This window comes from Mesorhizobium sp. M0761 (assembly GCF_040320205.1).
Classification (GTDB): Bacteria; Pseudomonadota; Alphaproteobacteria; order Rhizobiales; family Rhizobiaceae; genus Mesorhizobium.
On sequence record NZ_JAMYPF010000012.1, the window covers coordinates 123,157 to 136,505 of the forward strand.

Consider the following 13,349-nt stretch of genomic DNA (forward strand, 5'->3'; position numbering starts at 1 on the left):
GGCTTCAGAGATTGTCTCTCACTGCTTGGTATCGTCCAGTGCCAGGTTGAGCGCCAGCACATTGACGACCGGCTCGCCGAGGAAGCCGAGTTCGCGGCCTTCGACATGGCTGTCGACAAGCGCCTTGACCTTGGCTTCGTCGAAGCCCCTGGCCTTGGCCACCCGAGCGACCTGGAAATAGGCGGCGTCCGGGCTGATGGCGGGGTCGAGGCCGCTGCCGGACGTCGTCACCAGATCCATCGGCACCGGCTGGTTCGGGTTCTCCGCCTTCAGCTTTGCAACATCGCCCTTGATGCGGTCGATCAGCTTGGGGTTGGTTGGACCGAGATTGGAGCCGCTGGACGCTGCGGCGTTGTATCCGTCGCCGGCAGCCGAGGGGCGGCCATGGAAATACTTGTCGTCGGCAAAGCCCTGGCCGATCAGTTCGGAGCCGATGACCGTGCCGTTTTTCTCGATCAAGCTGCCATTGGCCTGGTGCGGAAACAGCGCCTGGGCGATGCCGGTCATGCCCAGGGGATAGATCAGGCCGGTCAAAACGGTGAAAAAGACGATCATGATAACAGCGGGTCTTATCTGAGTGAGCATGGACGTATTTCCTTAAGCGAGGCCGAGGCCGGTGACGATCATGTCGATCGCCTTGATGCCGACGAAGGGAACGATGATGCCGCCGAGGCCGTAGACCAGCAGGTTGCGGCTGAGCAGCGCGCCGGCGCCGATGGCGCGGTATTTGACGCCTTTAAGCGACAGCGGGATCAGAGCGATGATGATCAGCGCGTTGAAGATGATGGCCGACAGGATGGCGCTCTGCGGCGTCGCCAGATGCATGATGTTGAGCGCTTGCAGGGGGCCGATTGTATGTCCCGGCGCAACGTAGAAGACGGCAAACATGGCCGGGATGATGGCGAAGTATTTGGCGACGTCGTTGGCGATCGAGAAGGTCGTCAGCGAGCCGCGCGTCATCAGCAGCGCCTTGCCGATCTCGACGATCTCGATCAGCTTGGTCGGGTCACTATCGAGGTCGATCATGTTGCCGGCCTCGCGGGCGGCAACCGTGCCGGTGTTCATGGCGACGCCGACATCGGCCTGCGCCAAGGCCGGCGCGTCGTTGGTGCCGTCACCGCACATGGCGACCAGCTTGCCCTTGGCCTGTTCGTCGCGGATCAGCTTCAGCTTGTCCTCGGGCGTGGCCTGGGCGAGGAAATCGTCGACGCCGGCTTCGGCTGCGATCGCCGCCGCAGTCATCGGATTGTCGCCGGTGATCATCACGGTGCGGATGCCCATTTTGCGCAGTTCGGCAAAGCGCTCGCGGATACCACCCTTGACGATGTCCTTGAGGTGGACGACGCCGAGCAGGCGGCCGTCACGCTCGACGGCCAGCGGCGTGCCGCCCGACTTGGCGATCTCGTCGGCGATCGCCTGGAGATCCTTGACGGTGTCGCTGCCGGGGCGCGTGCCGTGAGTGGCCGATGACGACTGGCTGACATAGGCGAGAACCGAATCGACGGCGCCCTTGCGCACCGACGAGCCATCGATGTCGACGCCGCTCATCCGGGTCTGCGCGGTGAAGGGCACGAAGCTGGCATGCAAGGTTGCCATGTCACGGGCGCGGATGGCGTATTTCTCCTTGGCCAGCACGACGATCGAGCGTCCCTCAGGCGTCTCGTCGGCGAGCGAGGCGAGCTGCGCGGCATCGGCCAGTTCCTGTTCGGTGACGCCCTTGACCGGGCGGAATTCGGTGGCCTGGCGGTTGCCGAGCGTGATGGTGCCGGTCTTGTCGAGCAAAAGCGTATCGACGTCGCCCGCCGCTTCGACGGCACGGCCGGACATGGCCAGCACGTTGAAGCGCACCAGGCGGTCCATGCCGGCAATGCCGATGGCCGACAGCAGGGCGCCGATGGTGGTCGGGATCAAGGTGACGAACAGCGCGACCAGCACCGTCACCGGGATATAGCCGCCGGAATAGGAGGCAAAGCTCGGGATCGTGGCGGTGGCCAGCACGAAGATCAGCGTCATGCCGACGAGCAGGATGTTGAGCGCGATCTCGTTGGGCGTCTTCTGGCGCGAGGCACCCTCGACCAGCGAGATCATGCGGTCGAGGAAGGTGTGGCCGGAGGCGGCTGATATGCGCACGCGAATCCAGTCGGACAGAACCTGCGTGCCGCCGGTGACCGCCGAACGGTCGCCGCCGGATTCGCGAATGACGGGTGCGGACTCGCCGGTGATTGCCGCCTCGTTGACCGAGGCCACGCCTTCGATCACTTCACCGTCGGACGGGATGATGTCGCCGGCTTCGACCAGCACGATGTCGCCAACCTTCAGGCTGGTGCCGGGCACCAGCTTGAACCTGGAGCGGTCTTCGCCGGCAAGCAGCTTGGCCTGGGTTTCGGTGCGCGCCTTGCGCAGCGAATCGGCCTGCGCCTTGCCGCGGCCTTCGGCGACGGCCTCGGCGAAGTTGGCGAACAGCACGGTGAACCACAGCCAGATGATGATCTGCAGCGTAAAGCCGAAATCGCCGCCGCCGGTGGCGAGATCCTTGACGAACAGGACCGTGGTAAGAAGCGAGACGATGGCGACGACGAACATCACCGGGTTCCTGACCAGCGTGCGGGGGTCGAGTTTCCTGAAGGCGCCGCCGATGGCCGGCCACAGGATGCGGGCATCCATGATGCTCGCGGATTTGGACTGGCTCATTTGGTGGCTCCAGTATCTGAACTGTTGGCCGGCACCGACCGATCGGATGCCGAAAAGAGGGGCGGCGGACCATAGGCCAGCAGCCAGATCACGATCATGACTGCCGCGAGGCCGAGGAAGGTAGATACGCTGGGGAAGGGAGGGGGCGTTTCCTCCCCCTCATTGCCGGCTCGTGGGTCGGCTCGCGGCCGGGCCTTCATGCGTTTTGGGTAGAACCAGGACATGACAAGCCTCAGAATGTCTGGCCGTTGATGGCAGCCAGGTGCTCGACGATCGGTCCGATCGCCAGTGCCGGGAAGAAGGTCAGGCCGACGACGATCAGGATGACGCCGACGAGCAGGCCGACGAACAGCGGGCCGTCGGTCGGGAAGGTGCCGGCGGAAGCCGGAACCGTCTTCTTCGTCGCTAGCGAGCCGGCAATGGCAAGCGCTGGAATGATGACGAAGAAGCGACCCACCCACATGGAGATGCCGAGCGTGATGTTGTACCAGGGCGTGTTGCCGGAAAGGCCGCCAAAGGCCGAGCCGTTGTTGGCCGCCGCCGAAGTGTAGGCATAAAGAACCTCGGAGAAGCCATGCGGACCGCCATTGGCCATCGAGGCGACGGCGCTTGGCAGCACGACCGCTATTGCCGTGAAGACCAGCATGACCAGCGGCAGAGCTAGGATGGCGAGCATTGCCATCTTGACCTCCTTGGCCTCGATCTTCTTGCCGAGATATTCGGGCGTGCGGCCAACCATCAGGCCGGCGACGAACACGGTGATGACGATGAACATGACGATGCCGTAGAAGCCGGCGCCGACGCCGCCGACGATGACTTCGCCGAGCTGCATGTTGAGCATCGGGACCAGGCCGCCAAGTGCTGTGAACGAGTCATGCATGGCGTTCACCGCACCGCAGCTCGCAGCCGTGGTGATGACGGCGAATAGTGCCGAAGCGGCAATGCCGAAGCGGCTCTCCTTGCCTTCCATGTTGGCGCCGTCGACGCCCAGCGCATGGACCAGCGGATTGCCCGCGGCTTCCGCCCAGTAGCAGATAACGACGCCAGCGATGAACAGCACACCCATCGTGGCCAGGATCGCCCAGCCCTGGCGCTGGTTGCCGACCATGCGGCCGAAGACGTTGGTGAGTGCAGCACCCAGCGCGAAGATCGTCACCATCTGGATCATGTTGGAGATGGCGTCGGGGTTTTCGAAAGGATGCGCCGCATTGGCGTTGAAGAAGCCGCCGCCATTGGTGCCAATCATCTTGATGGCGACCTGCGAGGCGACCGGCCCAAGGGCGAGCGTCTGCTTGGCGCCCTCCAGCGTGGTGGCGTCGACATAAGGCCCGAGCGTCTGCGGCATGCCGAGCCAGACATAGACGAGGGTGAGCACGATGCTGAGCGGCAGCAGGATGTAGAGCGTGCAGCGGGTCATATCGACCCAGAAATTGCCGATCGATTTTGCCGAGGCGCGGGCGAAGCCGCGGATCAGCGCCACCGCGATGGCAATGCCGACGGCGGCCGACATGAAGTTCTGCACGGTGAGGCCGGCCATTTGCACGAGATAGGACATCGTGCTTTCGCCGCCGTAATTCTGCCAGTTGGTGTTGGTGACGAAGCTGACGGCGGTGTTGAAGGCGAGATTGGGCTCAACCGATGCCATCCCGGCCGGATTGTAAGGCAGGACGCCCTGCAGGCGTTGCACAAAGTACAGCACCAGGAAACTGGCAAGGCTGAAGAAGATGATTCCTGCCGCGTAGGTCGTCCAGTGCTGCTCCTCGAGCTCGCTGGTTCCCGAAATGCGGTAGAGGCCGCGCTCAACGGGCCCGAGTATGGGCGAGAGAAAGGTGCGATCGCCATTGAAGACGCGGTACATGTAGCCGCCGAGCGGCTTCACCAGCAAAACGACGATCCCGCAATAAACCAGGATCTGTATCCATCCGTTGAGTGTCATGGCTTTCCGTGCCTTGCTTCAGAAGCGTTCTGGGCGAACGAGGGCGTATGTGAGGTAGACGAGCAGGAACAAGGTCACGCCGCCACCGAGGATGTAATCGACAAACATGTTGCGATCCTTCCGCTTAAAGAGCGTCGCAGGCTTTGATGTAGGCGAGGGAAAGGGCGAAAAACAAAACCTCGATCCCGATGACGACAATGTCCATTGTGTTGGTCCTTGCTTGTACTTGGCGCCAGTTGCTGGCAGGCCGTAAATTCCATGAGAACGACCCGCCGTAGCTTCGAAGGCTACGGCGTCCGGAGCGTTTTGCTCGTGGTGGAATATGGACCCGATCGCCATAAAGGTTCGAGACGGGGCCGGGAGGAAAGATATAAAATTCCTATAAAGATTTCCGGGAGATGGCTCCGTTCCGGGCCGCTAGAAACCGACGCCATGATATCGCGACCCCTCTTGCGGCGCCGCCGTCTTTCGAAACAATGGGAACGCAAAACGAGGGAAAAACAGATGCTCGACATGGCACCATCGAAACAGGCGGCGACATGGCTTTGCGCGCTTGCACGGGCGCTGGAAGCTGATGACGCCGAGGCGGCCGCCAACCTGTTCGTCGAGGATTGCTACTGGCGCGATCTGCTGGCTTTCACCTGGAACATCACCACGATGGAAGGCCGCGATGAGATCCGCGACATGCTGCAAGCGACGCTGGCGGAAACGAAGCCCTCACACTGGACGCTGTCCGGCGAGGCGACCTCGGATGAGGGCACCGTCGAGGCCTGGTTCACGTTCGAAACGGCGGTCGCGCGGGGCGAAGGGATTGTGCGCCTTACGGACGGCCGCTGCCGGACCTTGTTCACGGCGGTGCGTGAGCTCAAGGGGTTCGAGGAACAAAAGGGACCGGCGCGGCCGCTTGGTATCCGTCACAAGGCCGATCCGAAGCGCGAAACCTGGGCGGAGGCGCGGGCGCGCGAGACGCGCGACCTCGGCGCCACCGAGCAGCCCTATTGCCTGGTGATCGGCGGCGGGCAGGGCGGCATCATGCTCGGCGCGCGGCTGAGGCAGCTCGGTGTGCCCACCATCATCATCGAGAAAAATGCGCGCCCCGGCGATTCCTGGCGCAACCGTTATCGCTCGCTCGTGCTCCACGATCCGGTCTGGTACGACCATCTGCCCTACATTCCGTTCCCGGAGAACTGGCCGGTGTTCACGCCCAAGGACAAGATGGGCGACTGGCTGGAGATGTACACCAGGGTGATGGAGCTCAACTACTGGGTCGCCACCAAATGCCTCAGCGCCAGCTATGACGAGGCCGAGAAGGTGTGGACTGTGGTGGTCGACCGCGTCGGCCGGCAGATCACGCTGAAGCCGAAGCACATTGTCTTTGCCACCGGCGCCTATGGCCCGCCACGCCAGATCGCGCTGCCCGGCGCCGAGACCTTCAAGGGCGAACTCCTGCATTCCAGCCAGTATGCAAGCGGCGAGAAATTCCGCGGCAGACGTGTCGCTGTCATCGGCGCGGCAAGCTCGGGGCACGATGTCAGCGTCGACCTCTGGGAGAGCGGCGCAGACGTCACCATGATCCAGCGGTCGCCGACGACAGTGGTGAAATCCGACACTCTGATGGAAGTCGGCTTCGAGATCTTCTCGGAAAAGGCTTTGGCGCGCGGCATCAGCACCGACAAGGCCGACCTGATCGTCGCGTCCACGCCGTTCGCGCTTGTACCCAAGGGCCAGCGGGATCTTTACGAGGTGATCAAGGCACGCGACGCAGACTTCTACGACCAGCTACGCGCCGCCGGCTTCGCCATCGATTTCGGGGAGGACGAGACCGGGCTGTTGATGAAGGCCTACCGCACCGGCTCCGGCTACTACATCGATGTCGGCGCCTGCGAACTGATCATCAATGGCGAGATCAAAGTGAAGAGCGGCGTCGGCATCAGTTCATTGACGCCGACCGGCATCCTGTTCGACGACCGCAGCGAGCTGGCCGTCGATGCGATCGTCGCCTGTACCGGCTACCAGTCGATGAACGAGACCGTGGCGGCCATCGTCTCGCGCGAGGTCGCCGACAAGGTCGGGCCATGCTGGGGCCTCGGCTCCGGCGTCAAGGGCGATCCCGGTCCTTGGCAAGGCGAGCTGCGCAACATGTGGAAGCCGACGGCGCAGGACGCGCTGTGGTTCCACGGCGGCAATCTGGCGCTGTCGCGGTTTTACTCGAAATATGTGGCGCTGCAGATCAAGGCGCGGATGGAAGGGATTGCGACGCCGGTGTTTGGGGCGGTGAGTAACGCAGGGCGCTAGCGATCTCCTCCCCCCTCGAGGGGGAGATGTCGCCGAAGGCGACAGAGGGGGTCGCCGCGCGTGGAGCGCTGACCTCCAGCTGCCGCGAGGAGCTTGCGTCCGGTCGAACCGACCCCCTCTGGCCTGCCGGCCATCTCCCCCTCAAGGAGGGAGATTATCCACGCCCGAAATGCCGTGCCGCGACCTCGACATGCGTATGTGCCGCATGCGGCTCGAAGCGCTCGGTCTCGTTGTGGTCGGGCGCCTCGTTCGGCCACCAGACACCGCCGATAACAATGCCTTCTGAGACCAGCCGCTGATCCGCGATCAGCGCCGCACCGACCGCATCGACGAAGGTAAAGCGCCCGGGGCGCAGTCTCAGCACCGCGACATCGCCGACACCGCCAACTTTCAGCGTCCCAAGCTCCGGCCTGGCGATCGCCTCGGCTGGCCTTTGCGTGGCGGCGCGCAGCACCTCGACCAGCGGCATGCCCAGCGCCATCAGCTTCGACATGCAGACCAGTATGTCGAAGGCCGGACCCTCGACGCAGTAGAGATGCACGTCGCTGGAGATGACGTCGGGCGCGAGGCCCTCGGCCAGCATCGCTTTCGCCACGGCGAAGTCGAACGATCCCATGCCGTGGCCGATGTCGAAGATGACACCGCGTTCGCGGGCCAGCCGCATGTCCGGCCGCACCGCGCCGGAAGCGAACACCGGCGCGTTGGGGAATGGCCGAAAACAATGGGTGAGGATGTCGCCGCGGCGCAGCCGTGGCAGCACCTCGGAACGGCCGGGCGGCGGCTCGTCTATATGCGCCATCAGCGGCAGACCGACCTGGTCGGCGGCTTCCAGCGCAAGATCGACCGGGGCGATGCCGCTGGCGCCGCCGGCATGCTTGCCGGAGCGCACTTTTACCCCAACGACGACATCGGCGTGCTCGCGCACCGCGGCCACCGTCTCGCGTGGCTCGCAGAGCCTGAGATCGCTGCATTCGCCGACAGAGACGCTTTGCGAGAAGCCGAATATGCCGGCAAAGGAGATGTTGACATAGGCCAGGATGCGCACCTTCGAGCGCTCGATGACATGGCGGCGAAAGCCCAGAAAATTGCCGGCGCCGGCGCTGCCGGCATCGATGAAGGTGGTGGTTCCGCTCTTGGCCGCCAGCCGGTCGGCGTCGACGCCCAGCGAGGTGCCGCCCCAATAGACATGGCTGTGCAGGTCGATGAGGCCGGGCGTGACGATGCAATCCCTGGCATCCACGACCTGCGTAGCATGCTCGGCGTCGATGGCAGTCTCGATGGCCGCGACGCGACCGCCCGCAACGGCGACATCGCGCGGCGCGTCCAGGCCCGAGGCCGGATCGATCAGGCGGCCGCCCTTGATCAGGAGATCGAACTGCATCGGCGCCTGCCTCTCTTCGTTTTGGGGCATGATCTCTGGACAAAACGGTTTCCGTTTGTCCGAGAAAACCGGTTTCCACTTTCGGGATCATGCCCCGACTGGTCAAACCGGCCGGTAGGCGACGGCTTCGACCTCGATCTTGATGTCGATCATCAGCCGCGATTCGACCGTGGTGCGGGCCGGCGGATTTTTCGGGAAGTGCTTGGCGTAGACGGCATTGAAGGCGCCGAAGTCGCGCGCGTCCTCGAGCCAGACCGTGGTCTTGACGACATCGTCCATGGTGCAACCGGCCAGCGCGAGTGCCGCCTTCACATTCTGCAGCACCTGCTCGGTCTGCTCGGTGATGCCGCCCTTGACCACGATGCGGTCGCTGTCGACCGGCACCTGACCTGAGATGTAGACGAAATCCCCGGCGCGCACGGCCGGCGACAGCGGCACGTGGGATGTTCCAAAACACTCTTTAGGCAAAGGAAACTCCTGTTCAGAATGGCGGGCCGCGCCCCGTTTTCGACGACCGCTCTACGCCTGTCCCGGTGATCCTCATAGGGGGCTTTTTGGAAAGCAGCATTTTTCCAAACGCGTGTTGCTTTATCGCAGGCTCGCCAGCATCTTGCGCGTCGCATTTTCCCGACAGGAGATTTCAATGACCTTCGACAAGAACCCGTTTCCAGAGGGCGATGCCGATCGCCACGCGCTCTGGGAAATGTTGGTGCGGCGCGACATCGACGCCTTTATCCGTCAGGACTGGTCGATGGTCGAGGATGATTTCCTCGCCGACAGCTTCTTCGGCATGCATGCGCATTTCCTCAGCGATGCCGACGCCTGGCGTCTGCAATTCCCGAGCCTTGCCGTCTATCGCGACGAATGGCTGCGCCAGGCCAAGGAGACGGCGGCGGCCAGATTCGCCGAGCCGCTGCGCGAGGCGCTGTTTCGCGTCACCAACATGCGCGACATCGATGTCGATGGCGACCGCGCCGTGCTGCACAAGAAGTTCAACGGCTCGGTGGCCAAGGCCGATGGCAGCGTCGACAAGCTGAAATGGCAGACGCTGTATTTTTGCAGGAAGGTGGCGGGCCACTGGAAGATCGGCGGCTTCGTCGGCTACATGCCGCATCCCTTGGGGATCTGAGTCTTGCCCGCTTATGCTATTGCCGGCCTTCGCGCACGAAGACGTGCGCCTCCCGGGCTGCAGTTGTAAAAGCTCGCCAACCGAATCCACTCGAGCTCAAGCGAGTTGAACGGCACAGGTTCGTCCCACAGGGCTAGCGGGAGCGGTGGTCGAACACGACCGCCATGGTCTTACCAATTGCCGCCATGACGACGAGTTCGACGAGATCGTCGTCGCTGTCGACACAGGTTGGATCCATGCGGCGGATGGCGTCGAGCGCCGCCCTGGTCGAGACGGTATCGCCGGCGCGGAATCTGGAAAGCGCAGAGGAAACAAGGTTCTGGGTTGTCACGTCGATGACAGGTACGCTCTGCACTACGTTCATGGCTTCCTCCTGCCAAGAACCCTCTCCCGAAGGAAATAATACGCCGAACGACGGCGTGTGCCAGCGGAATCGTGGTCCGACCAGATTGCCGGGAGGGCACGTTTGCGTGTTTGATAGGGTCGAGCCCACAGCGTCCAGGACCGGATATGAAACTGTACTTCAGCCGCAATCCCAATCCGCGCCTCGCGGTTGCAACTGCACGTCATCTGCAGGCCAAGGTCGAGTGTGAGTTCGCGGCACCCATGGCGCCCGGGCAGGCTGAGCGGTTTCGTCAGCTCAATCCCAATCTTACCCTGCCGATATTGGCATGGACGGGCGGCAGCCTGTGGGAAGCCGACGCCATAGCCTGCCTTCTGTCGCGCGAAGCGGGTTCGGATTTCTGGCGCGGCGGCGGCGACCAACCCGACATGATCCGCTGGCTGAGCTGGGGCAAGGAGAATTTCGTCCGGGCCTGCGACATCGTGCATTTCGAGCGCGGAACCAAGCAGCGCTACGGGATTGGGCCCGTCGACCAGGGCAAGGTCGAGGAGGGGCTGGCGGAGTTCCGCATCGCGGCAGCGATTCTCGAGGCGGAGCTCGCCAAGCGGCCCTGGCTTGTGGGCAAGTCGCTTTCCTATGCCGATTTCCGCATGGCGACGTTTTTGCCGTTCAACGATGCAGCCGGCCTGCCGCTGGCGGACTATCCCTCTGTTCTGGGTTGGTATCGCCGGCTCGAAGCCATCGATGCCTGGCGCGATCCCTTCGACGGGCTGGAAGCGCCGCTTCTGCCGCCGGTCAACTCCGCTTGATGTGCCTTCCCTTTGGGCAGATGGGCTGATGTGTGGCGCTTTGGCAGCATAGGTGTGGAACAGCGGGCGAGTTGCCATGGCGCGCTCGACGGCTCGCGGCCGGGTTGATAAGCCCTGTCCGCAAGGAGAGTCGTGACATGACCGTAGCCATCGAGATGGGACAGACGACGGCGGGTGCGTCGGCGGCGCTCGACCTTGAGGAGCTGCTGGCCACCCGGCTTCTGGTGCAGGGCAATTCCGGCTCCGGCAAATCGCACCTTTTGCGCCGGCTCCTGGAGCAGAGCGCGCCCTGGGTGCAGCAGACCATCATCGACCCGGAAGGCGATTTCGTCTCGCTGGGCGACCATTACGGCCATCTGGTCATCGATGCCGAGGAGCATACGGAGCGTGGCCTGCAAGCAGCCGGCGAGCGGGCGCGCATCCACCGCGTCTCCACGGTGCTCAATCTCGAAGGGCTCGATGCCGAGAACCAGATGCGGCGCGCCGCTGCCTTTCTCGGCGGGTTGTTCGAGGTTGCCCGCGAGCATTGGTATCCGATGCTGGTGGTGGTCGACGAAGCGCAGCTGTTCGCGCCCGCCGTGGCCGGCGAAGTGTCCGACGAGGCGCGAAAGCTCTCGCTCGGCGCCATGACCAATTTGATGTGCCGCGGCCGCAAGCGCGGCCTTGCCGGCATCATCGCCACGCAGCGGCTGGCAAAGCTCGCCAAGAATGTCGCGGCGGAGGCGTCCAATTTCCTCATGGGCCGTACCTTCCTCGATATCGACATGGCGCGCGCCGCCGACCTTCTGGGCATGGAACGGCGTCAGGCCGAGGCGCTTCGAGACCTGGAGCGCGGGCACTTCATGGCGTTGGGCCCAGCGCTGTCGCGCCGTCCGCTGGGCGTGCGCATCGGCCAGACCGAGACCAGCCCGCGCAACGGTACGCCGCGGCTGATGGCAATGCCGGAAACAGCGCTTGAAGACGCGCGCGCCATCATCCTGGCGGCGCCGCCGCCCGAGACGATGCGCGCGCCGCGCCGGATGGCGTCGCCCGATTTGCTCGACCAGCTGATGGCGGCGAAGTCTGCGGCGATGGAGATCCGCCCGGAACCTGCGGAACCGGCGGTAAGCGCCGAGGATATCGCCGACCGGCGAGAGCGGGTGGACCGTGTCCTTCGCGCCATCCTGGCGCAGCCCGATGCGGGTTTCCGCGTCATCGGCGTGCTTTATCAGGAGTTCGTCGTCCGCTGCCGCATCGAAGGCCTCGCTTCGGTGGTGCCGGACCTCTCAGAATTCCGTCGCATGCTGACGCGTGCCCGCGCCGGGCTCGGCGCCGACATGGCAGGCGATGACGCCTGGCAGGACGTTTCCGTGCGCGCCTCGCTGCTGCCCGAGGACATGCAGGGCGTGTTCATGATGATCGCCCGCGCCGCCAAGGAGGGCTGGCCGTGCCCGAGCGACGCGGCGATCGCGCGCGCCTACGGCTCGCATTCGTTGCGGCGCGCCCGGCGGCTGCTCACCTATATCGAGGAGCAGGGCCTCATCGTCTGCCAGCTCGACGGCACCGGCCGCCGCACGGTGACGCTGGTCGAGCTTGCCTGGGCGACGGCGCCGGGCGACCCCAATGCCGCGGAGGCGGAACAGGGCAGCCTGGCGCTCTGAAAGGCGAACAGGCAGCTACCTGACTTGCTTGCGCGGTTCTGAACAAGATGTGTTTCGCCGATCGGCGCGCGACGATTTATGATGGGTTTCCGAGAATCGCAGAACGGTTCGGGCGGGAGGGTTGTCCGGTGCGGTTGAAATCTCTGGCTGTCTTTGTCTTTGGCCTCCTCGCCATCGCCGGCATCGCCTTGACGATGTCTGCCCGGTCTTTTGCCGCGTCCTCCGATATACCGGCCTGGCTGCAGGCCCATGTCGGCAATGACGACGGCGAGATTTCGCAAGTGGTGCTGGAGCGGGCGCGCGCGCTTTACCTGAAGAAGGTCGCGCAAGGCGCGGTCCACAATGGCTGCTATTTCGCCATGGATGCGACGCGCCCCGGCGATCTCGGCAATGGCGTGCTGGGGCGGCGCTACTACGTCATTTGCGAGGCCAAGCAGTCGTTCAGGGCGATCTCGTCGGGCCATGGGGGCGGCCGCAATTTGAAAGGCGTGGTCGATTTCTCCAACGGCAAACGCTGCGCGAAAAACTTCGGCAATGCCCTGGACTCGTCCTTGACGACCGGTGGCGCCTATATGACCGGCGAGGCAAAGACCTCATTCAAGGGTTTTTACCGCATCGGCGCAAAAAAGGACCAGGCGCTGCTGCGCACCTTCATCCAGTTCGACGGTGAGGGGGAGACGGCGAATGCCAGGCAGCGGGTGATCGGTGGCCACGCGGCGCGGCTGTTGCGCGGCATGTGCCTGCGCAAGAACCCGAACAGCTCCTATGCCGACCATGACGGCTTCGTGCCATACGGCAAGCTGGTGGATTATGCCGGCGGCCGCAGCAATGGCTGCACCAGCTGGTCGCCGTCCGACGCCGACCAGATCATTTTGATGGTGAAGGGCAATCCGACGACGCTCTATATCTACCCGGAATCGCGCGACATCACCGCCGTTGGCAAATCGGGCGCCTATTGGAATGCGTCCTGCCTGAAGGAGATCGGGAAGCCGAAATTCTGGCCGCGAAAGAGCCTTGAGCCGATCATCGCGCAATACGCCAAGGACAACCCGCCACCGCCGCCACAACCGTTGCCGATCTGCACCGGGCCGTGAGGGATGCGTCCTCGGCTCGGCATTGTCGGCG

The 13,349-nt window shown here is 64.0% G+C and carries 12 protein-coding genes; 5 read left to right on the forward strand and 7 right to left on the reverse strand.

The genetic code is table 11. The annotated features are described in order from the left end of the window. Positions 1-18 precede the first annotated feature (18 nt). From kdpC to NKI32_RS20290, 4 genes are all read right to left on the reverse strand, one after another. Positions 19-585: a potassium-transporting ATPase subunit KdpC gene (gene kdpC, locus NKI32_RS20275; RefSeq protein WP_023744101.1), complete on the reverse strand. Its 567-nt coding sequence runs from the start codon at positions 583-585 to the stop codon at positions 19-21. A 12-nt stretch (positions 586-597) separates the two neighbouring features. Next, positions 598-2,691, reverse strand: a complete 2,094-nt coding sequence (gene kdpB, locus NKI32_RS20280; RefSeq protein WP_023699135.1) for a potassium-transporting ATPase subunit KdpB — start codon at positions 2,689-2,691, stop codon at positions 598-600. Between the two features lie 232 nt (positions 2,692-2,923). Next, a complete protein-coding gene (gene kdpA, locus NKI32_RS20285; RefSeq protein WP_352460484.1) occupies positions 2,924-4,627 on the reverse strand; it encodes a potassium-transporting ATPase subunit KdpA in 1,704 nt (567 codons plus the stop codon). Between the two features lie 18 nt (positions 4,628-4,645). Next, a complete protein-coding gene (locus tag NKI32_RS20290) occupies positions 4,646-4,735 on the reverse strand; it encodes a K(+)-transporting ATPase subunit F (RefSeq protein WP_023691936.1) in 90 nt (29 codons plus the stop codon). A 396-nt stretch (positions 4,736-5,131) separates the two neighbouring features. Between NKI32_RS20290 and NKI32_RS20295 the strand changes: the two genes are divergently transcribed. After that, positions 5,132-6,922 (forward strand): flavin-containing monooxygenase, encoded by a 1,791-nt coding sequence (locus tag NKI32_RS20295; RefSeq protein WP_023704186.1) that lies wholly within the window; start codon positions 5,132-5,134, stop codon positions 6,920-6,922. Positions 6,923-7,076: 154 nt separating this feature from the next. Here the strand turns inward: NKI32_RS20295 and NKI32_RS20300 are convergent, their stop codons facing one another. After that, the gene (locus NKI32_RS20300) at positions 7,077-8,303 is read right to left on the reverse strand and encodes an amidohydrolase/deacetylase family metallohydrolase (protein ID WP_023804627.1); all 1,227 of its coding nucleotides are present in this window, start codon (positions 8,301-8,303) and stop codon (positions 7,077-7,079) included. A gap of 102 nt (positions 8,304-8,405) precedes the next feature. After that, positions 8,406-8,771: a RidA family protein gene (locus NKI32_RS20305; protein ID WP_023707576.1), complete on the reverse strand. Its 366-nt coding sequence runs from the start codon at positions 8,769-8,771 to the stop codon at positions 8,406-8,408. 175 nt (positions 8,772-8,946) lie between these two features. Here NKI32_RS20305 and NKI32_RS20310 point away from each other — a divergent pair, with 175 nt between their 5' ends. Further along, a complete protein-coding gene (locus tag NKI32_RS20310) occupies positions 8,947-9,432 on the forward strand; it encodes a hypothetical protein (protein ID WP_023726474.1) in 486 nt (161 codons plus the stop codon). Between the two features lie 133 nt (positions 9,433-9,565). Here the strand turns inward: NKI32_RS20310 and NKI32_RS20315 are convergent, their stop codons facing one another. Beyond that, positions 9,566-9,796 (reverse strand): hypothetical protein, encoded by a 231-nt coding sequence (locus NKI32_RS20315; protein WP_023726475.1) that lies wholly within the window; start codon positions 9,794-9,796, stop codon positions 9,566-9,568. 146 nt (positions 9,797-9,942) lie between these two features. Here NKI32_RS20315 and NKI32_RS20320 point away from each other — a divergent pair, with 146 nt between their 5' ends. The 3 genes from NKI32_RS20320 to NKI32_RS20330 all read left to right on the forward strand — a co-directional run bounded on the left by NKI32_RS20320 (position 9,943) and on the right by NKI32_RS20330 (position 13,318). After that, complete coding sequence (locus NKI32_RS20320) at positions 9,943-10,584, forward strand: glutathione S-transferase family protein (RefSeq protein ID WP_352463580.1); 642 nt, start codon at positions 9,943-9,945, stop codon at positions 10,582-10,584. 137 nt (positions 10,585-10,721) lie between these two features. Continuing rightward, a complete protein-coding gene (locus NKI32_RS20325; RefSeq protein ID WP_353003336.1) occupies positions 10,722-12,224 on the forward strand; it encodes a helicase HerA domain-containing protein in 1,503 nt (500 codons plus the stop codon). A gap of 128 nt (positions 12,225-12,352) precedes the next feature. Beyond that, complete coding sequence (locus NKI32_RS20330) at positions 12,353-13,318, forward strand: hypothetical protein (protein ID WP_353003338.1); 966 nt, start codon at positions 12,353-12,355, stop codon at positions 13,316-13,318. The last annotated feature ends 31 nt before the right edge of the window (positions 13,319-13,349 follow it).